Here is a 17696-nt window from a genome sequence, read left to right on the forward strand (position 1 = left end):
CGTGCCCGCCCGCAGACCGGGCCGCGGGGACCGGGGCCAGGTGGCGATCGAGTTCGTGGGCACGGTCCCGCTGATCCTGCTGCTCGTGGCGGCGGTGTGGGAGTGCGTACTGATCGGGTACGCCTTCTCGCTGGCGGGCAACGCGGCGGACGAGGCGGCGCGGGCGGCGGCGGTGGGACGGTCCTGCCAGGAGGCGGCGGCGGAGCACATCGGCGAGGCCTGGGGCATGAAGGCGGTGTGCGTTCCCTCGGGCGACATCTACAGGTCGACCGTGACCCTCGAGATCCCCGTGCTCTACCCCGGGCTCAACTTCGGCAGGATCACCGCCACGGGCGGCGCGGCGTTGGAGAAGGCGGAGCAGTGACATGAGCAGGAAGCGGAACTGGCGCTCCGACCGGGGCCAAGTGGCCATCGAGTACATCGGCTTCGTGCCGATCCTGCTGTTCGTCGCCCTCTGCGGGATCCAGCTGGGCTGGGTGGGGTACGTCCACGAACAGGCGGACACGGCGGCGCGTACCGCCGCACGTGTGGAGGCCCAGCACCGGGGCCGGGGGGAGGCAGCCGGATATGCAGCCATCCGAGAGGGGCTCGCAGCGACCGTCAGCGTGGACGCGGGAGCGGACGCGGTGACGGCGACCGTGACCATCCGGATCAACTCGATCATTCCCGGGCTGGATCCCGAACCGGCCAGGGCGACCGCCGTCATGCCCAACGACGACCCGAAGGTGACCGGACCATGAGCCTGCGTTCCCGGGTCAACACCCCCGACGACCGCCACAGCCCGCGCGAGGACGGCCGCCTGGTCTCCTCCTACCGCGCCAAGCTGCTGGAGGAGATCGACCTCGCCGAGATGTCCGCGCTCGCACCCGCCGAGCGCCGGGCGCGCCTGGAGCGCGTACTCGGCCACATCATCAGCCGGGAAGGGCCCGTCCTCTCCACGGTCGAGCGCGCCCAGCTGATCCGCCGCGTCGTCGACGAGGCCCTCGGACTCGGCGTGCTCGAACCGCTCCTCGAAGACGCCTCGATCTCCGAGATCATGGTCAACGGCCCCGACCACATCTACGTGGAGCGCGCCGGCCGGGTCGAACAGCTCCCCATCCGCTTCGCCTCGCACGAGCAGCTGATGCAGACCATCGAGCGCATCGTCTCCACCGTCAACCGCCGCGTGGACGAGGCCAATCCGATGGTCGACGCGCGCCTGCCCAGCGGCGAGCGCGTCAACGTCATCATCCCGCCGCTCTCCCTGACCGGCGCCACCCTCACCATCCGCCGCTTCCCGCGCGCCTTCACCCTGCACGAGATGATCGCCCTCGGCTCGCTCGACGAGCAGATGCTGATACTGCTCTCGGGCCTGGTCGGGGCGAAGATGAACGTGATCGTCTCCGGGGCCACCGGCACCGGCAAGACCACCCTCCTCAACGCCCTCTCCGGCCTGATCCCGGAGGGCGAACGCATCATCACCATCGAGGACTCGGCCGAACTCCAGCTCCAGCAGGCCCACGTCATCCGCCTCGAATCCCGGCCCGCGAACGTGGAGGGCAAGGGCCAGATCACCATCCGCGACCTCGTACGCAACTCCCTGCGCATGCGCCCCGACCGCATCATCGTCGGTGAGGTCCGCGGCGGCGAGACCCTCGACATGCTCCAGGCGATGTCCACCGGCCACGATGGCTCCCTCGCGACCGTCCACGCAAACAGCTCCTCGGACGCCCTGATGCGCCTGCAGACGCTCGCCTCCATGTCGGAGGTCGAGATCCCCTTCGAGGCCCTTCAGGACCAGATCAACAGCGCGGTGAACGTCATCGTCCAGCTCACCCGCTTCGGCGACGGCTCGCGCCGCATCACCGAGATCTCCGTCCTCGAATCGCACGGCCGCGAACCCTTCCGGATCACCACGGTCTGCCGCTTCGGAGCCCAGCCGATGGGCGCGGACGGGCGCGTCCACGGCTACTTCGAGTACTACCCGCTGCCCCGCCGGATCGCGGAACGGCTCTACATGAACAACCAGCCCGTCCCGCAGGCCTTCGGTGTCGCGCCGGAGGACCCCCTGACCGCCCGCATCACCCGGACCGCCCTGTGAACCCACTGATCCTCGCCACCCTCGGCGCCACGCTGCTGACCTGCGTACTGGTCGTCGCCGGCCTCCAGGCGTACCTGGCCGGCCGCGCCCAGCGCGCCGCCCTCATCGAGCGCCTCACGGCGAGCGGCGCCCCGGAGCCGGTCGGCCGTCGGCGCCGCTTCCCGACGGTCGACCGGAGGCTGCGCAGGACGGGGCTCGGCCGCCGGATCGAGGTGAAACTGGCGACCACCGGCCTGGACCTCACCCCCGGCGAGTTCTTCGTCTACATGCTGGGCTCGATCGCGGGCGTCTGGCTCATCGCGTCCTCCCTCCTCGCGCCGTTCTTCGGCCCGGTGGCGGGCGCCATCGGCATCTGGGCGGCGAACGCCTTCCTCAACTGGCAGCGGGCACGGCGTACGGAACGGTTCATCAACCAGCTCCCCGACCTGGCCCGCATCCTCGCCAACGCCACCCAGGCCGGGCTGGCACTGCGTACGGCCATCGGTATCGCGGCCGAGGAACTGGAGGCACCGGCCGGCGAGGAACTGGCGCGCGTCGCCGACCGCCTCGCCGTCGGCCACTCGATCGACGAGTCCCTCGGGGAACTCACCGAGCGCCTGCCGTCCCGGGAGCTGGTCGTCCTGGTCTCCACCCTCGTCCTGTCGGCCCGCGCGGGCGGCGCGATCGTGGACAGCCTGCGCAACCTCACGGTGACGCTGGAGCAGCGCAAGGAGACGCGGCGCGAGATCCGCACGCAGCTCTCCCAGGTCACGGTGACGGCGTACCTGGTCCCCGCCATCGGCCTCGGGTCCCTGCTGCTGGTCGACCTGATGATGCCCGGCGCGCTCGACCGGATGACGGGCGCGTTCATCGGCCAGACGGCCGTCCTGATCGCCCTCGGCCTCTTCGCCCTGGGCTTCGTCCTCATCCGCCGCCTGTCGAAGATCGACGTGTGAGGGGGCGGACGCGACGATGACCGGACTCCTTCTCGCACTGGCCGTGGCCCTGTCGGTCCTCGGCGCGTTCCACGGCATCCGCCTCTACCGCGCGGACGTCAAGCTGCCCACGGACCTCGCGCTCGCCCTGGAGGTCGGAGCCACCCGCACGACGGCGGTCGGCTCCCTGGTGGACCGGATGGGCATCCGCTGGGCCCCGGCGGTGCTGCGGCTGATGGGGCCGGCGCGGGTGGCCCGCAAGCGCCGCCAGATCGACATGGCCGGCAACCCGGCCGGTCTGACGATCGACCGCTACGCGGCCCGGCGCGCGGTGTACGGAGCCCTGGGCGCCCTCGGCGCCTTCTCGATGCTGATCAACGGTCAGCTGGTCGCGGCGCTCCTCATGGTGGCCTTCGGCCTGTTCTGGATCGAGGCCGGCCTCTGGTCGGCGATCCGGGTCCGCCGCGATCACATCGAGCGGACCCTGCCGGACTTCCTGGACGTACTCGCAGTCGTCGTCAGCGCCGGGCTGGGCTTCCGGCAGGCGCTGGAACGGGTGGCGGACAAGTACGAAGGCCCCTGGGCGGACGAAATCCGCATCACGCTGCAGCAGATGAACATGGGCGTCAGCCGCCGTCAGGCCTTCGACGAACTGCGCCGCCGCAACGACAGCGAACAGGTCGCCCAGTTCGTCACGGCCCTGCAGCAGGGCGAGGAGCTCGGCTCGCCGATCGTCGAGACCCTGATCGCGATCGCCGAGGACATGCGCCGCACGGACGCCCAGAACGCCCGGCGCCGCGCGGCCCGGGCGGTCCCGAAGGCGACGTTCGCGGTGACCATGTTCATGCTCCCCGGCACGCTGATCCTGCTGGTCTGCGGCTTCGTCTACGGCGCGAACGTCGACTTCGACGCACTGTTCGGGGGTGGCTGAGCGATGGCCCGGCTGAGCGTGCTCATCGCGGACGGCAACCCGGTCGTCCGGGCGGGTCTGGCGGCCATCCTGGGCGCGGCCGAGGACCTCGACGTCATCGCCCAGGCGGCGGACGGGCGCGAAGCACTGAGCCTGACCCGCCGGCACGCGCCGGACGTGATCCTGCTGGATGTGCGCATGCCGGGGGTGGACGGCATCTCGGCGCTTCCGCACCTCGTGCAGCTCGCTCCGGTACTGATACTGACGTACAGCAGGGAAGCCGAAATCATCTGCGAGGCGCTGCTGTTGGGCGCGGGCGGCTACCTCGTGCACGGCGAGTTCACGACGGACGACCTGCTGAGGGCGGTGCGCGACGCCCCGCTGGGCCGCCCCCACTTCACCCCGACGGCGGCGAGCGCCCTCCTCGCGGAGCTCCGATCCTCTTCGCATCCGCAACGAGATGTGGCACAGTCTTCTGAGCGGATACACAACTCTGTTGTCTTCGGGCTGAGTTCCCGAGAGGTGGAGATCATGGATCTGATCGCGTCCGGGATGAGCAACCAGCGGATCGCGGCGGCCTGCTTCATCAGTGAGAAGACCGTCAAGAACCACATCAACCGCATCTTCGCGAAGCTCCAGAGCGCCACGCGCAGCGAGGCGATAGCCCGCTGGCTGGGAACCGCCCGTCCAGGAGTGACCGGTCATGGGTAGACAGAGTGCGCAGTGGGTCCGTAATTGGGCCCCGGGACCCTTGGTGACGACTGGTGACTCGCCGTACCGTCCGCAGATCGACACCGGTACCGGCCCGGGAGGGAACCCCCATGTCACAGAACACGCTGCTGAAGGCCGCCGTGGAGGCACGGATCAGGGTGAACGGCTGGACGGACACGGCCGTGACGAGACTCCGCAAGCGCCACACGAACCCCGACCGCGGCCAGACCGCCTTCGAATACCTGGGCATCATCCTGGTGGTCGTGGTGATCATCGGCGCGATCATCGGTACCGGCATCGGCCAGGCCATCACGACCAAGATCACTGCTGCCGTTGCGAGCATCACGGCAGGAAGGTGACATGGCGCCGATTCGGCGGTGACCGTGGTCAGGCCTTCCCGATCTACGTCGTAGTCGTGGTGGGTCTGCTCTTCGCTGCTCTGGCGTTCTTCACCATCGGTAAGGCGGGGATCGTGCGCAGCAATGCGCAAGGAGCTGCCGACGCTGCCGCACTCGCGGCGGCGCGCGAGGCCCGGGACACCCTCGCGCCCGGCATCGACCTCGCCACGCTCTCCCCGGAAGAGTGGGAGCAGGTTCTGCTGGGCCGTCGGTTCGGCGTTCCCGGCAGTGCCTGTGGCGCAGCGCACGACTTCGCCGCGATGAATGACGCGACGGTGACGTGCAGCGCGTCGGGTACCCGCTTCACCGTCCGGTCGACTACGAACGGGACGGTGGGGGACTCTGTCGTCCCAGGAGCGAGCGGGAGGCACGGTGAAGCAGAGGCGAGAGCGGAGATCGTGCCTCGCTGTCACGTCGAACCCGGGGGTTCGGGGGGCGGAGGCGGCTCGGCGCCGACACCGGGCCCGCCCGGGCCGATCAAGTTCTCCTGTGCCAAAGGGGTCGTCGTGGACTACGACCCGGCTAGACCGCGCGCGTGGCGTTCGCTGGCCGTGGCCCTGTTCGACGTACGACTGATCGACTGACGACCGAGAGACAAGGAAGCCAAGTACATGAGTGTTCGGCGGCGCGCGGCCCACGGGAAGGCGGCTGTGGGGATGGTGGCGGTCCTGGCCCTTGCCCTGACCGGGTGCGGGGGCGAGGGGAAGTCGGACAAGCCCGCTGCGTCGACGTCGACGAAGCCGCAGGGCGGCGGCGAGGCGTCCCCGCCCGGGGCGGTCAAGAGTGCGGACGCCCCACCGACCCAGATCCTCGCGACGGTGAACGGCGAGGCGGGCATGGTGTTGACGATCAACAAGGCTGCTCGTGATGCCGGAGGATTCCTCACCGTCGAGGGGCAGTTGAAGAACGCCGGCAGTGCCGCCTACGTGAACACCGCGCCTTGGCGCGGCAATGAGCTGAACTCCAGTGGTGTATCCGTGGCCGGCGTGACCCTGGTCGACAAGGCCGGCAAGAAGAGGTACTACGTACTCCGGGACACCGACGGCCGGTGTCTGTGCACGACTGGGCTGAACATCATCGAAGCCGGCCAGACCATGCCGTTCTTCGCGCAGTTCCCCTCTCCGCCGAGCAGCACGGTCGAGATGGACCTCAGCCTCCCCACATTCGCCACGGCAACCGTCAAACTCTCCGGGTGACCCCATGACCAAACGCCACCGCGTCCTCGCCGCCACAGCCGTCGTCGGGCTCGTCATCGCCGGCGTTCAATCGGTTGGTGCGGCGGCAGCTCACGCCGACGACGTCAAGCCATCCGTCCCCCCCGGAACAGAGCCGTCCGCCGCCGCGCCCGTGCAGATCGACTCCAACGCCCCCGGGTTGAAGATCCCGCAAGGGGGAACGCTCGCCCCGATCAAGGTGCTGGACATCGCCGAGGTCGTCGAGGACCTCGGGGGTGAGCAGCGGCGGCAGGAGACCAATCAGACCGTCATGATGGCGCTGCAGTCCGAGGTGTTGTTCCCCGAGGACAGTGCCGTGTTCAATGCGCAAGCCGCCGCCCGGATCCAGGCCATCGCGCAGGAGATCAACCAGCAGAAGGCCACCCGCATCCGTGTCTTCGGGTTCACCGACGACCAGGGCAGCTACGAGCACGGCAAGGAGCTCTCCAAGAAGCGGGCCGATGCCGTGCAGGCCGAGCTGGCCAGGACCGTCACCGATCCGAACGTCGTCTTCGACGTCCGCGGCTACAGCGAGGACTACCCGATCGCCGACAACGGCACCGAGGAGGGCCGCAAGAAGAACCGCCGGGTCGAGATCACCTTCCCCCGCGGCGCCGGATAGGCCGCCGGAGGCGGCCGCGCGAGGCCTCCACGATCGTGCCGAGGACGAGCGACTGGGCCAGTACGCAGAGGACCAGTTCGGCGAGGAGGAGCCATAGCGCCGGCTGGCCGTCCGCGGGGGCCGTGCCGGGGATCAGCGTCACGAAGAGGAACAGCGGGAACGCGAGCAGCGCGGGCAGTACCCATACGAAGCCGGGGTCCGGGGCGAACAGCGTGACGCCCGTCGCGACGGCCACCGCGGCGCCGACGAGCCCCAGGTAGATTCCCGAGGCGGGGTTCGCGAAGGTCAGGCGGACGAGCGTACGAGCGGTCATCGTTCCCCCAGGGGTGTGTGGACTGCCTCCATGGTCGGGAACGTCCGGGGCCTTGTCGTGAGTACCCGTACCCAGGCCGTGCACCCAACGGCACCCGATGGCACCCAGTGGCGCCCGCTGTCCGGCCCCTCCCCTGTGGGGGCCGGACCCGTGCGCGGCGCGGGATCAGCCGAACTGGCCCGGCTGGTAGTCGCCCGCCGGCTGCTGGACGATCACGTTCATCCGGTTGTACGCGTTGATCAGCGCGATGAGGGTGACCAGCGCGGCCAGCTGGTCCTCGTCGTAGTACTTGGCCGCGTCGGCCCATGCCTCGTCCGTGACCCCGCCCGCCGCGTCGGCGATGCGGGTGCCCTGCTCGGTCAGTTCCAGGGCCGCCCGCTCGGCGTCGGTGAACACCTTCGCCTCGCGCCAGGCGGCGACCAGGTTGAGGCGCACCGGGTCCTCCCCGGCGTGCGAGGCGTCCTTGAAGTGCATGTCGGTGCAGAACCCGCAGCCGTTGATCTGGCTGGCCCGGAGCTTCACGAGCTCCTGCGTGGCGTGGGGCAGGGTCGAGTCCGAGATGACCTTGCCCGCGGAGTTGATGTACCGGGCGAACTTGGTCGCGACCGCGTTGCCGTAGAAGTTGAGGCGCGCTTCCATCGTGATCTCCTTGCCGTGTCGGTCGATACACAGCTCTGACGGAAAACGCGGCCCGGATGTGACAGCCCCGCGGGACGGTGCGGCGTGACCTGCGTCACTCCCCCAGGAGGAGTTCCGCGATCTCCCGGGCCCGGTGCGCCGGCTCCGGGCCGGGGGTGAGGGCGGCCACCGCCGTCGCCCCCTCGGCCAGGATCAGGAGCCGGTCGGCGAGGGCGGGGTCGGCGGCGGGGCCGGCGGCCGGACCGGCGGCCGGGCCGGCGGTCAGGCCGGCGGTCAGGTCGGCCAGCAGGGCGTGCAGTCCGGCCTTGTGGATGCGGACGATCTCCGGGGCGGCCGCCCCCAGCTCCCCGTGCGCGTTGAGGAACGCGCAGCCGCGGAAGCCGGGTTCGGTGAACCAGTCCGCCAGCCAGTCGAAGACCGCGAGCACGCGCGCCCGCGGCTCGGCCGGGGCGAGGGCCGCGGTGCGCAGGGAGTCCAGCCAGCGCCGGTCGCGGCGTTCCAGATAGGCCGTGACCAGGGATTCCTTTGCGGGGAAGAGGCGGTAGAGGCGCTTGAGGGGCACCCCGGAGGCGGTGCGGATGCGGTCCATGCCGACGGCCTGGATGCCGTGCCGGTAGAACAGCTCCTCCGCCGCGTCCAGCAGTCGGGTACGTGCCTCTTCGTCGTCCATGAGGGCAGGGTAGCCCGTTTCCCCTTGCGGCGAGAACGGTCGTTCTCTTACGGTGGGGGCAGCGGGGAGAACGACCGTTCTCGCCCTTTCCTTCCGGAGGTTCCGCCGTGACACGTCCGCCCCTGCCGCCCTTCACCGAGGAGTCCGCGCGCGCCAAGGTCCAGGCCGCCGAGGACGCCTGGAACAGCCGCGATCCCGAGCGTGTCGCCCTCGCGTACACGGAGGACTCGGTCTGGCGCAACCGCGACCGCTTCCTCACCGGCCGCGCCGAGATCCGTGCGTTCCTCGCCGACAAGTGGGAGCGCGAGCTCGACTACCGGCTCCGCAAGGAGCTGTGGGCCTTCACCGGCAACCGCATCTCGGTCCGCTTCGAGTACGAGTGGCACGACGCCGGCGGCCAGTGGTTCCGCAGCCACGGCAACGAGCAGTGGGAGTTCGACGACGACGGCCTGATGAGGCGGCGCGAGGCGAGCATCAACGACGTCCCGATCGCCCCCGGGGACCGCCGGCTCGGCTGAGCCCTCCGCCCGGAGGGCCGCCGACTCGGCCGCCGGTCAGGAGTGTTCGTGGTGGGCCTGGGTGATGAGGTCCGTGGCGACCTCCAGGGCCGCCAGGCGGGTCTCCTCCGGGTCGCCCTCGACGTGCTGGAGGAACATCATCCCGGCGTGCAGCGTGAACAGCGCGCTGACGCAGCGGACCTGGTCGGTGAGCGGGCCGTCCTGGGTGCGGAGCAGTTCCACCAGGGTGAAGAGCCGCTTCTTCACCGTCTCGCCGATGGCGAGCTCGCGCATCGTCGCCTGGTTCTCCTGCATGAAGCGGTACAGCACGGCGCCGGACGCCATCGCCTCGCTGTAGCGGCGCAGTACTTCGCGCTTGGTCTCCAGGGTGCGCGGCTGGCCCTCCGCCCACGTGATCAGCTCGTCGATGGGCCGGGTCAGGTCCTCGAAGATGCTGATGATGATGTCTTCCTTGGTCTTGAAGTGGTAGTACAGCGCCGCCTTCGTGACCTCCAGCCGCTCCGCGATCTCGCGCAGCGACGTCTTCTCGTACCCCTGCTCGGCGAAGAGCTCCAGTGCGACGTCCTGGATGCGCTGACGCGTGTCGCCACGGCGCCGCTGCGGACTGCTGCTGGACATGGCTCTCCCCAATTACTTACTTGACGCCCGGCTAGTTGCGGGTCTACCGTCCCCATTGTAATGAACTAGCCGGGCGGCAAGTAAGTTCCGGTGCGGGACGTAGTGCGAGCGGTAGGGCCAGGGGAGTGGACATGGTGGACAAAGTCAAGCCTGCGGGGACCTCGGAGGAGGTGAAGCCGCGCAGCGTACGGGTCGTCCTCATGGCACTCATGATCGCGATGCTGCTGGCCATGCTCGACAACATGATCATCGGCACGGCGATGCCCACGATCGTCGGCGAACTCGGCGGCCTGGAGCACCTCTCCTGGGTGGTCACCGCCTACACGCTGGCCACCGCGGCCTCCACCCCCATCTGGGGCAAGATCGGCGACATGTACGGGCGGAAGGGCTCCTTCCTCACCTCGATCGTCATCTTCCTCATCGGCTCCGCGCTCAGCGGCATGGCCCAGGACATGGGCCAGCTGATCGGCTTCCGCGCGATCCAGGGCCTCGGCGCCGGCGGTCTGATGGTCGGCGTCATGGCGATCATCGGCGACCTCATCCCGCCCCGTGAGCGCGGCAAGTACCAGGGCATGATGGCCGGCGTCATGGCCCTCGCCATGATCGGCGGCCCGCTGGTCGGCGGCACCATCACCGACCACATGGGCTGGCGCTGGTCCTTCTACATCAACCTGCCGCTCGGCGCGGTCGCGCTGGCCATGGTCACCGCCGTGCTGCACCTGCCCAAGAAGCGGGCGCAGGGCAAGATCGACTACCTCGGCGCCGCGCTGCTGACCGTCGCGATCACCTCCACCGTCCTCGTGACGACCTGGGGCGGCACCGAGTACGCGTGGGGCTCCGCCGAGATCCTCGGCCTCATCGTCGTCGGCGTCCTGTCGACCGCCGCGTTCCTCTACGCGGAGACCAAGGCCGCCGAACCGGTCATGCCGCTGCACATCTTCCGCAGCCGCAACTTCACCCTCATGTCGGTGATCGGCTTCCTCGTCGGCTTCGCGATGTTCGGCGGCGTGCTCTACCTCCCGCTGTTCCAGCAGTCGGTGCAGGGCGCCTCCGCCACCAACTCGGGCCTGCTGCTCCTGCCCATGCTGCTCTCGATGATGGTCGTCTCGCTCATCGCGGGCCGGGTCACCACCAGCAGCGGCAAGTACAAGGTCTTCCCGATCGCCGGCGGCGCGCTCATGGTCGTCGGGATGTTCCTGCTCGCCACCATGGACACCGGTACCACCCGCCTCGTGTCGGGCCTCTACATGGCCGTCCTCGGCGCGGGTCTCGGCTTCCTGATGCAGATCACCATGCTGGTCGCGCAGAACAGCGTCGAGATGAAGGACATGGGCGTCGCCTCCTCCTCCGCGACCCTCTTCCGTACGCTCGGCGGCTCCTTCGGCGTGGCCCTGATGGGCTCCCTCTTCACCACCCGGGTCACGGACACCATGGCCGAGCGCCTGGGCCCGGAGGCCGCCGGAGCCGCGGGCTCCGCGCAGCTGGACGCCGCGAGCCTGGCCAAGCTCCCCGAAGCGGTGCGCGACGCCTATCAGCACGCGGTGGCCGCCGGTACGCACTCCGCGTTCCTGCTCGGCGCGGCCATCGCCGTACTGGGCTTCGCGGCGGCCTGGTTCGTCAAGGAGGTGCCCCTCCGCGGCGCGGGCCCGGCCGCCCCGGCCGGTGCCGCGGACGGCGAGAAGGCGGCCCCGGCCGCCCAGGAGTCGCTCGCGCACTGACACCGAGTACGCGCCGCCGGGAAGGCGGCACCACCGGGACGACCGGGGGTGCCGCCTTCCGGCACGTCCGGGCGCGGCTATCGGGGGTCGCCGGTCTCCCAGGGGTAGGCGAAGGCGCCGGGGCGCAGCCCCCACGCGGTGAGCACGGCGAGCAGGCCGGCCTCGTCCGCGGCCTCGGCGGACGCGACGAGGACCGCGCCGATGTCGTAGTCGAAGCCGTCGAGGCGTTCGCCGTCGTACTCCCGGCGCTTCAGGCCGAAGCGGTGGCCCGGTCGGGACGCCGGGACTTCTGTCACCAGTCTCCGGCCGAGGCGGAGCGCGGCGAGCTTGTCCGCCGGCCGGTCGGATCCGGTGTGCGGGGTGTCCGGCGAGTCCGTGGGCGCCATTCTCGTCGAGCGTCCCGGCGGTGAACCTCCGTGCGGGTGCGGCGATTTGGGATGCGGGACGGATGTCCTCGAAGACCTGTCCGTTTCGGGTGTGTTCGGGCGGGCAGGCGTCAACTCCATGCAGGACTAAAGTCCCATCGGTCCCAACAGTCCCATAACAGGGAATTTATGGGTTATTCGGCTGGAACTCCTCGGCGGCGACGGACGTCCTGATCCACAGAACGCTCACAAAGCGGATGGGGAGGGACCGTTCATGAGTTTCTTGGCGCGCGCGAACAACAAGGGCGTCCGGACCGGCGCCGCCGTCGTGGCCTCGGGCGCCGCCGTGGCGGCCGTCGTCTGGGGCGCGGCGGCCCTGTTCGGGCCGGACGGAACCGCTGCCTCCCAGCAGCACATGGCCCGCCCCGGCGCCACCGACCACTCCGGCCGCGGCGACGACGGCCGGTCCGGGCAGCAGCCGCAGGGGATACCCGACGGCATAGCCCACGCGTCCGAGAGCGGCGGCAACGCCGTCAACATCACCATCGACGACGGCCCCGACCCCCGCTGGACCCCGAAGGTGCTGGACGTCCTGCGGCGGCACGACGTCAAGGCGACCTTCTGCATGGTCGGGCCGCAGGCAAAGGCCCACCCCGACCTGGTGAAGAAGGTGGTCGCGGCCGGGCACCGGCTCTGCGACCACACCATGAACCACGACACGGCCATGGACAAGAAGCCCGTCGTCTACCAGGAGCAGCAGATCCTGGAAGCGAAGAAGCTGATCGAGGAAGCCGCGGGCGGCGGCGCGAAGGTCGAGTACTACCGGGCCCCCGGCGGCGCGTTCACCCCCGACAGCCGGCGCATCGCCGCCGCGCACGGCATGCGGCCGCTCGGCTGGAACGTCGACACCAAGGACTTCGACAAGCCGGGTACGGCCGCCATCGTGAACGCCGTCAAGCGCGAGATCGGCAACGGCCCCACCGTGCTCTTCCACGACGGCGGCGGCAACCGCGCCCAGACCGTCGACGCCCTCGACCAGGTGCTGGCCTGGCTGAAGGAGCAGGGCCGGCCCACCGGCTTCCCCGTCCGCACCGCCCCGGACGCCCCGGACACCCGCGCCGCGGACACCCGCGCCGCGGACGCGCCCGCCGGCTCCTGACACGCCGTCCGCCGGGCGAACGGGTGACGGTCGACGACGCGGACCCGCCCGCGTTGTTCCCTGGTCGGGCACGGACGAACGTACGCCCGACCAGGAGGCTCCTGTGGCCATCGCCCCCGCCAGACTGTCCGACCCGGTGGTCGGCGCTCTCGTCGCCGCCGTCAACGCGCACGACAAGGACGCCTTCCTCGCGGTCCTGACCGCCGACGCGACCATGTCCGACGACGGCTCCGACCGCGATCTGCACGACTGGATCGACCGGGAGATCTTCGACTCCGGCGGCCACATGGACGTCCAGTCCGAGTCCGACGGCGGCCGCACCCTGCTCGTCAACTACCGCAACGACACCTGGGGCGAGATGCGCACCACCTGGCGCTTCGTCATCGCCCCCGGCGGCGGCCGGATCAGCCGCTTCGAGACCGGCCAGGCCTGAGCGGACTCCCGTACGGGTGAATGCGCGCCCGGCATCGTTCCGGCCCGCCGGAAGGTTCCGTTGGGCCGGGCATGAAGCGCACCCGCATCGCCGCTCTCGCCCTCGCCACCGCCTCCGCGGCCCTCGCGCCCCTCCTGGGCCAGGCCGCCACCGCCGCGGAGGGAACGGCCTACCTCCAGGACCCGGCAGGCGGCGAGAAGAGCATGAAGTCGATGTGGACCAAGGACGAGATGCACAAGGTGGAGGCGCAGTTCCGCTTCCACCCCGGGATCCAGTACCGGACGGTCACCCGCCCCGGCCCCTCGGCCGCGCCGGACTTCGAGCGCAGGGTCGCCGACCCCAAGACCCTGGCGTGGCTGCCCGGGTACGAGTTCGCCTGGTCGGTGTCGGACTCGACGGTGGTGAAGAAGGCGCTGACGGTGAAGGAGGGCGAGCACCCGATCGTCGTGCACGCCGTACTGCGCTCCGCCGACCGGGCCAAGGTCGCCGAGGTGCGCAGGGAACTGACCGGGAAGCCGGCGACCGGGCGGGAGAAGGTCGCGGGCGACAAGCGGATCGCGTGCGACACCGGGGAGTACACGGTGGAGTGGTCGGTCACGCGCTCGGGCTACGGAACGCTGGTCGGGACGCTGCGCTGGAACTCCAGCTGCGAGCAGTACCGGACGGCGTTCGCCTCGGAACACGGGCAGCAGCGCTGAGGTTCCGGGTGGAGGCCGGCCGCCCCGTGCACCTTGTGGGTGCTCGTCGGGCGACTGGGCCGAGGCCTTGGATCAAGGGCCGTAGGGGCCATGGTGCCGCACGGGATGGTCTGCGGCACGGGTCGAAGGTCCCGTGTCGGGAAACTTCTCGGCGCTTCTCGGCGCGTCTCGGTGCGTCTCAGCGCTTCTTGGCGGCCTGGGCGGCCTGTCCGGCGATGTCCTCCAGCACGCCCTTCGGACTGCCGGTCGGCTCCACGGCGCGGCCGATGTTGCGCTTGATGGTGTCGCTGACCGTCAGCCAGGACGGGTCGTTGACCGGGTAGAGCTGTGCGCCGCGCAGCGCGTTGAGGAACTGCGTGTCGTTCTTGTCCAGGCCGCCCCCGGCTGGGGTGCGCGAGGCGGTGACGGTGGACGGCAGCAGGTGGTAGCGGTCGGCGAAGTCCGACAGGTTCTTGTCCTGGTAGATGAACTCCAGGAACTTGCCGATCTCCGCGCGCTTGCCGTTCTGCTTGAAGGCCATCATCCAGTCGGCGACGCCGACGGTGGGCGGCGGCACACCGGTGCCGAGGTTGTCCGAGACCGGCATGGAGGTCGTCGAGACGCTGATGCCCTTGGCGCGCGCCTCGTGGGCGAGCGAGGGATAGCCGTTGACCATGCCGACCTCCCCGCGCAGGAAGGCGGCGAAGGCGTCGGCGCGGTTCAGCTGGGACGGCGGGGTCGGGCCGGTGAACCCGGGCCCGACCATCTCCCTCTTGACCCAGTCCCAGGTCGCGATGTTCTGGTCGGAGGCCAGGCTGTAGTTGCCGCTGCTGTCGGCGTAGCCGCCGCCGTTGCTCAGCTCCCAGATCAGCGCCTCGGCGTGCGCCTCCTCCGGGCCGAGCGGCAGGGCGTAGGGGTACTTCACGCCCTTGTCCTTGAGGGCCTTGGCGTCGGCCTTGAGGTCGGACCAGGTCTTGGGGGGCTCCTTGATGCCGGCCTTGGCGAAGAGCGCCTCGTTGTAGAAGAGGAGGCGGCTGCTCGCCACGAAGGGCAGGCCGTAGAGGGTGTTGCCGACGGAGCCCGCGTCGGCGAGCGGCTGGAGGAAATTCGCCTCGGCGGTGACCGAGAGGAGTTCGTCCGCGGGATACAGCTTTCCCTGGGCCGCGAAGTCCGAGTAGGACCCCATCAGTGCCACGTCCGGCGCCTTGTCGGCCTTGACCATACGAGAGACCTCGCGGTCGATGTCGGCCCACGGCAGGAGCTTGACGTCGAGCTTGATTCCGGGGTTCGCCTCGGTGAAATCGGCCGCCATCTTCTCCCAGTAGGGCTTGGAGCTGGTGGCCGGACTGTCGCCGTATTCGGCGGCGACCAGATGCAGCGTACCGCCGTCACCTGCGCCGTCTCCGGAGCCGCCGCATCCGGCCAGCGGTATCAGCAGACCGAGCACGGCCGTGGTGGCGGTCGTGCCGGAAATTCTTCGTCGCACGGGTGTATTCCCCTGATTTTCTTTTGGATCCAGTTATTACTTATGAGTTGCTCCGGGCAGGGGTGTCCCTCGATGGCCCGTTGGCCGGAATTCTCTCCTGAGGGAGGGGTGGTTGATTCCATTGGGGGCGCACTTGTGGGCAATGCTCCAACCGGGCCTTTTCTCAATGGTGTTTTCCGATATGTGATCCAAATACTGGACGCGCGTAGACATGCCGAAAAGCCCGTTTCCGGTATCGGAACGGGCTCCGGGGTTTCTTCTCGGTTGCTAGTCGGCGAACTCGCCCGCGTACGGGTCGGGTTCGCCCGTCTCCGGGTTGCGGCCCTCCTGCCAGCGCCGCTGGGCCTTGCGCCAGTGCACGAAGCTGAGGTGGCCGCCGTCCCAGAAGGTGATGCTGACGGGGCTCACGTCGAACTCGTCGGAGCACAGCCGGTAGAGGAACTCGGCCATGCCGTACGGGTACACCGCGAAGGAGTCGGCGGTGTGCCGCCCGCAGACCAGGACCGGCCACCGGTCCGGGTCGGGGTCGGAGGTGAGCCAGCACAGGATGTCCGACCCGCCCGTGACGCCCCAGGCGACGATCGACTCGGGGTCCACGTCGAAGGCGGAGCGGCCGCCCTCCGCCTCCCAGATCTGGCGGGCGTTGTCGGTCTCCTCGGCCATCCCCGCCGGGTCCCACTGGAGCCCGGGCTTGGGCAGCGGCAGCAGGATGCTGGCCTCGCCGTTGATGGAGCCCGCGCCGAAGCGGCCCATGAACGCGACGAAATCGGCCGGGAAACGGGTCCCCCAGACGGCCTCCACCGCAGGCCAGTCGATGTCCTCGTCGGCGCCGTGCGTCGCCGGCATGATCTGCTCCAGCGCCTTGATCCGCGCGTTCTCCGTCATGCCGCTCCCCTGATGCCCCAGCTCAACCGCCCCAACCTACTGCCAGCGATGGGCCTCGCCTAGCGGGAGGTGAGACGCCCGGGTACGTCCACCTCGAGGACGGTCCCGGCCCGCAGACCCCAGCCCGCCATGGCTCCGGCCGCCGACTCCAGGACGTGCCGGGAGCGCAGCCGCGGCAGCCCGAGCCGGCCCGGCGCCATGGTGACCACCGCGAGCACGCCGAGTTCGCGGTCGAGGTACGCCACGTCGATCGCGAACCGCATCCGGAAGGTGTGCACGCTCGCCGCGGGCGTCAGCAGCATCGCGCCGTCGATCCCGTCCCGCCCGAGCAGCCCGCGGGTCCGCGCCCCGTACGAGGCGGCGACCTCCAGCGGGATCTCCGTGGGGTCCGTGCCGACCCGCAGGGTGCCGTTGCCGTCACGCCAGTTCGCCATGGCGGCCAGCCTAGGCCTACCGTCGCCGCATGGGTGTCGCCCCGATCGTTCTCGCCGCCGGATACGGCGCCGCCGCGGGATGGCTGCTGCCGCGCGCCGCGTACCGGTTCTCCGTCGAGCCGGGGGAGCCCTGGCGCGACCGCTGCCCGCAGGGGCACCGGGTGCGCGGCTGGCTCGGTCCGGCCCGCTGCCGGTTTCCCGCGGAGGTCGTCGCGCGGGGCCCCGGCGGCCGGCCCCCCGAAGCCGCGGTGCCGCACGCCTACGGGAGGCGCGCCGTCCCGCTCGCCGCCCTCGTCGCGGCGCTCTGCGCGCTGCTCGGGGCCGCCGTCGGGGCGCGGCCCGAGGCGCCGGTCCACGTGGGACTCGCCCCGGTGGTCGTGCTGCTCTCGCTCGTGGACCGCGCCGTGCACCGGCTGCCCGACGTACTGACCCTGCCGCTCGCCGCCGCGGTCGCCGCCGGGCTCGGTGCGGCCGCCCTCCTGCCCCGGGCCGGAGGCGGCTGGCGGCTCGCGCTGCTGGGCGGCGGCGCGCTCGGAGCGGCGTACCTGCTGCTCCATCTGATCAACCCCGCCGGGATGGGCTTCGGCGACGTCAAGCTGGCGCTCTCACTGGGGGTCGCTCTTGGGTGGTACGGGTGGGGGGTATGGTCCGCCGGGGCCTTCCTCGGCCTGCTCTACGGGGCCCTGTACGGGCTGATCCTGCTGCTGCGCCGCCCCGACGAGCGGAATCGGGGCTACGCCTTCGGCCCCTTCATGGCGGCCGGAGCACTCACCGGAGTGCTGCTGGGCGGTTTCGGAGCGTAATCATCGTGCGCCAATGCACGCAACATGCTTTACGAAGGGTTATGGTGGAACCCCCCCCTCGGGCCGGTCCGTATCCCCCCCACGGACCGGCCCGTTTTTTGTTTTCCGGCCCCTCGGCCGCGCTGCCCG

The 17696-nt window shown here is 70.4% G+C and carries 24 protein-coding genes; 16 read left to right on the forward strand and 8 right to left on the reverse strand.

Annotated features, from left to right (window positions below; translation table 11 throughout):
- Nucleotide 1 precedes the first annotated feature (1 nt).
- The 10 genes from ACXNSR_RS24550 to ACXNSR_RS24595 all read left to right on the forward strand — a co-directional run bounded on the left by ACXNSR_RS24550 (nucleotide 2) and on the right by ACXNSR_RS24595 (nucleotide 6849).
- Complete coding sequence (locus ACXNSR_RS24550) at nucleotides 2-364, forward strand: TadE/TadG family type IV pilus assembly protein (RefSeq protein WP_458637625.1); 363 nt, start codon at nucleotides 2-4, stop codon at nucleotides 362-364.
- Nucleotide 365: 1 nt separating this feature from the next.
- The gene (locus ACXNSR_RS24555; protein WP_458637626.1) at nucleotides 366-740 is read left to right on the forward strand and encodes a TadE/TadG family type IV pilus assembly protein; all 375 of its coding nucleotides are present in this window, start codon (nucleotides 366-368) and stop codon (nucleotides 738-740) included.
- Nucleotides 737-2080: a CpaF family protein gene (locus tag ACXNSR_RS24560; RefSeq protein WP_327737096.1), complete on the forward strand. Its 1344-nt coding sequence runs from the start codon at nucleotides 737-739 to the stop codon at nucleotides 2078-2080. Before ACXNSR_RS24555 ends, ACXNSR_RS24560 begins: the two co-directional genes overlap by 4 nt.
- Complete coding sequence (locus tag ACXNSR_RS24565) at nucleotides 2077-3015, forward strand: type II secretion system F family protein (protein ID WP_458637627.1); 939 nt, start codon at nucleotides 2077-2079, stop codon at nucleotides 3013-3015. Before ACXNSR_RS24560 ends, ACXNSR_RS24565 begins: the two co-directional genes overlap by 4 nt.
- 16 nt (nucleotides 3016-3031) lie before the next feature.
- Entirely contained in the window at nucleotides 3032-3925 is an 894-nt protein-coding gene (locus ACXNSR_RS24570; RefSeq protein WP_458637628.1) for a DUF5936 domain-containing protein, read from the forward strand.
- 3 nt (nucleotides 3926-3928) lie between these two features.
- Nucleotides 3929-4615 carry a response regulator gene (locus tag ACXNSR_RS24575; RefSeq protein WP_458637629.1) on the forward strand — a complete coding sequence of 229 codons (687 nt, stop codon included), beginning with the start codon at nucleotides 3929-3931 and terminating at the stop codon, nucleotides 4613-4615.
- A gap of 110 nt (nucleotides 4616-4725) precedes the next feature.
- A complete protein-coding gene (locus tag ACXNSR_RS24580) occupies nucleotides 4726-4974 on the forward strand; it encodes a hypothetical protein (protein ID WP_458637630.1) in 249 nt (82 codons plus the stop codon).
- Nucleotides 4971-5597, forward strand: a complete 627-nt coding sequence (locus ACXNSR_RS24585; RefSeq protein ID WP_458637631.1) for a pilus assembly protein TadG-related protein — start codon at nucleotides 4971-4973, stop codon at nucleotides 5595-5597. The genes ACXNSR_RS24580 and ACXNSR_RS24585 overlap by 4 nt, the downstream gene beginning before the upstream one ends.
- Nucleotides 5598-5624: 27 nt before the next feature.
- Nucleotides 5625-6209 carry a hypothetical protein gene (locus ACXNSR_RS24590; protein ID WP_458637632.1) on the forward strand — a complete coding sequence of 195 codons (585 nt, stop codon included), beginning with the start codon at nucleotides 5625-5627 and terminating at the stop codon, nucleotides 6207-6209.
- A gap of 4 nt (nucleotides 6210-6213) precedes the next feature.
- The gene (locus ACXNSR_RS24595; RefSeq protein WP_458637633.1) at nucleotides 6214-6849 is read left to right on the forward strand and encodes an OmpA family protein; all 636 of its coding nucleotides are present in this window, start codon (nucleotides 6214-6216) and stop codon (nucleotides 6847-6849) included.
- On the opposite strand, the gene ACXNSR_RS24600 is transcribed toward ACXNSR_RS24595, so the two are convergent.
- The 3 genes from ACXNSR_RS24600 to ACXNSR_RS24610 form a co-directional block, all read right to left on the reverse strand.
- Nucleotides 6824-7162 (reverse strand): SCO4225 family membrane protein, encoded by a 339-nt coding sequence (locus tag ACXNSR_RS24600; protein ID WP_458637634.1) that lies wholly within the window; start codon nucleotides 7160-7162, stop codon nucleotides 6824-6826. The genes ACXNSR_RS24595 and ACXNSR_RS24600 overlap by 26 nt on opposite strands.
- A gap of 165 nt (nucleotides 7163-7327) precedes the next feature.
- On the reverse strand, nucleotides 7328-7801 hold the full coding sequence (locus tag ACXNSR_RS24605; RefSeq protein ID WP_150258987.1) for a carboxymuconolactone decarboxylase family protein: 474 nt from the start codon (nucleotides 7799-7801) through the stop codon (nucleotides 7328-7330).
- Nucleotides 7802-7895: 94 nt separating this feature from the next.
- Complete coding sequence (locus tag ACXNSR_RS24610) at nucleotides 7896-8471, reverse strand: TetR/AcrR family transcriptional regulator (RefSeq protein ID WP_458637635.1); 576 nt, start codon at nucleotides 8469-8471, stop codon at nucleotides 7896-7898.
- A gap of 107 nt (nucleotides 8472-8578) precedes the next feature.
- Between ACXNSR_RS24610 and ACXNSR_RS24615 the strand changes: the two genes are divergently transcribed.
- Nucleotides 8579-8989 (forward strand): nuclear transport factor 2 family protein, encoded by a 411-nt coding sequence (locus ACXNSR_RS24615; protein ID WP_458637636.1) that lies wholly within the window; start codon nucleotides 8579-8581, stop codon nucleotides 8987-8989.
- Nucleotides 8990-9025: 36 nt separating this feature from the next.
- Here the strand turns inward: ACXNSR_RS24615 and ACXNSR_RS24620 are convergent, their stop codons facing one another.
- Nucleotides 9026-9607 carry a TetR/AcrR family transcriptional regulator gene (locus ACXNSR_RS24620; protein ID WP_458637637.1) on the reverse strand — a complete coding sequence of 194 codons (582 nt, stop codon included), beginning with the start codon at nucleotides 9605-9607 and terminating at the stop codon, nucleotides 9026-9028.
- A gap of 131 nt (nucleotides 9608-9738) precedes the next feature.
- Between ACXNSR_RS24620 and ACXNSR_RS24625 the strand changes: the two genes are divergently transcribed.
- Nucleotides 9739-11325, forward strand: a complete 1587-nt coding sequence (locus tag ACXNSR_RS24625; RefSeq protein WP_458637638.1) for an MDR family MFS transporter — start codon at nucleotides 9739-9741, stop codon at nucleotides 11323-11325.
- Between the two features lie 77 nt (nucleotides 11326-11402).
- On the opposite strand, the gene ACXNSR_RS24630 is transcribed toward ACXNSR_RS24625, so the two are convergent.
- Nucleotides 11403-11711: a hypothetical protein gene (locus ACXNSR_RS24630; RefSeq protein ID WP_458637639.1), complete on the reverse strand. Its 309-nt coding sequence runs from the start codon at nucleotides 11709-11711 to the stop codon at nucleotides 11403-11405.
- A gap of 253 nt (nucleotides 11712-11964) precedes the next feature.
- Here ACXNSR_RS24630 and ACXNSR_RS24635 point away from each other — a divergent pair, with 253 nt between their 5' ends.
- The 3 genes from ACXNSR_RS24635 (at nucleotide 11965) to ACXNSR_RS24645 (ending at nucleotide 13980) form a co-directional block, all read left to right on the forward strand.
- Nucleotides 11965-12849, forward strand: coding sequence for a polysaccharide deacetylase family protein (locus tag ACXNSR_RS24635; RefSeq protein ID WP_458637640.1), 885 nt, complete (start codon nucleotides 11965-11967; stop codon nucleotides 12847-12849).
- A gap of 103 nt (nucleotides 12850-12952) precedes the next feature.
- Nucleotides 12953-13282 (forward strand): hypothetical protein, encoded by a 330-nt coding sequence (locus ACXNSR_RS24640; RefSeq protein ID WP_030011500.1) that lies wholly within the window; start codon nucleotides 12953-12955, stop codon nucleotides 13280-13282.
- A gap of 71 nt (nucleotides 13283-13353) precedes the next feature.
- Nucleotides 13354-13980, forward strand: a complete 627-nt coding sequence (locus tag ACXNSR_RS24645; RefSeq protein WP_458637641.1) for a hypothetical protein — start codon at nucleotides 13354-13356, stop codon at nucleotides 13978-13980.
- A gap of 178 nt (nucleotides 13981-14158) precedes the next feature.
- On the opposite strand, the gene ACXNSR_RS24650 is transcribed toward ACXNSR_RS24645, so the two are convergent.
- The 3 genes from ACXNSR_RS24650 to ACXNSR_RS24660 form a co-directional block, all read right to left on the reverse strand.
- A complete protein-coding gene (locus ACXNSR_RS24650) occupies nucleotides 14159-15445 on the reverse strand; it encodes an extracellular solute-binding protein (protein ID WP_458637642.1) in 1287 nt (428 codons plus the stop codon).
- Nucleotides 15446-15712: 267 nt separating this feature from the next.
- On the reverse strand, nucleotides 15713-16330 hold the full coding sequence (locus tag ACXNSR_RS24655) for an SMI1/KNR4 family protein (RefSeq protein WP_458637643.1): 618 nt from the start codon (nucleotides 16328-16330) through the stop codon (nucleotides 15713-15715).
- A gap of 59 nt (nucleotides 16331-16389) precedes the next feature.
- A complete protein-coding gene (locus ACXNSR_RS24660; RefSeq protein WP_458637644.1) occupies nucleotides 16390-16764 on the reverse strand; it encodes a DUF192 domain-containing protein in 375 nt (124 codons plus the stop codon).
- Between the two features lie 29 nt (nucleotides 16765-16793).
- On the opposite strand from ACXNSR_RS24660, the gene ACXNSR_RS24665 reads away from it, so the two are divergent.
- Nucleotides 16794-17567 (forward strand): prepilin peptidase, encoded by a 774-nt coding sequence (locus ACXNSR_RS24665; protein ID WP_458637645.1) that lies wholly within the window; start codon nucleotides 16794-16796, stop codon nucleotides 17565-17567.
- Nucleotides 17568-17696: the final 129 nt, after the last annotated feature.

The sequence above is a fragment of the Streptomyces sp. NC-S4 genome, from assembly GCF_054353315.1.